The 783-nt window shown below is 63.1% G+C and carries 1 protein-coding gene; it reads right to left on the reverse strand.

Going from position 1 to position 783, the window contains the following annotated elements; genetic code table 11:
- Positions 1-71: 71 nt before the first annotated feature.
- A complete protein-coding gene (locus BN1136_RS00490) occupies positions 72-491 on the reverse strand; it encodes an RICIN domain-containing protein (RefSeq protein ID WP_331384888.1) in 420 nt (139 codons plus the stop codon).
- Positions 492-783 lie beyond the last annotated feature (292 nt).

Raw genomic sequence — 783 nt, forward strand, 5'->3', positions numbered from 1 at the left:
CGGTCGCCCCCACCGCGGCCTCCCACAGCCACCCCCATTGAGCTGACGCGATCTGGCATGGATGACACGCCTCAACGGATGAGGCTATTCAGCTCCAGTCGATCCAGCAGGTTCCCTTCACGCTGCCACTGGAAACTCTGGTTGGCGCCCCCGAAGCAGTCGGCCAGCCGCAGCGGCGTGCCGGCCTTGTGGCGGCGCCCCGCCACATCCAGACAGAGACCGGCCTTGCGGTTGAACAGGCGATCCTCCTGCCACTGCCATTGGCGGCTTCCATCCTCGCATCCGGCCAGGGTCAGCTCGCTGCCACCGCTGACGACCAGGCAACGCTGCACCAGTTGCAGGGCGCCGGCATCCCAGCCAAATTGCTGGCGGGTACTCAGGTCACAGGGCTGGGTGACCAGCCTGTCCCGGGCATCGAGAGCCACGCAGAATCCCCCGTCGGTCACCAGCGCCGAGACCGGAGGAGCGCTCTGCCTGGGAGCGGCCTCCATCCGAAGCTCCTGGGGTTGGGGATGGTAGGTGCAACCAGCGAGCGCCATGACAACCAGGGCCAGGGTGCTGGTGCAAACAGAAGGAAGGGATTTGGGGCATGCGAGCCAGAAAGGGTTCAATCACGAATGTCCATATGCCGAGGATCTCTCCCCAGCATACCCGACCCCAGTGCAGGAAAGAGCCGACAGAAATGTAACCGGGCGTGACAAATAGGATGGAAAGCGGACGACAGAAAGCAAAAAACCCCGCCTTGGCGGGGTTTTTCAGAATGTGGTCGGTGATAAAGGATTC

The sequence above is a fragment of the Aeromonas taiwanensis genome, assembly GCF_000820165.1.
In the GTDB taxonomy this organism is placed as follows: domain Bacteria; phylum Pseudomonadota; class Gammaproteobacteria; order Enterobacterales; family Aeromonadaceae; genus Aeromonas; species Aeromonas taiwanensis.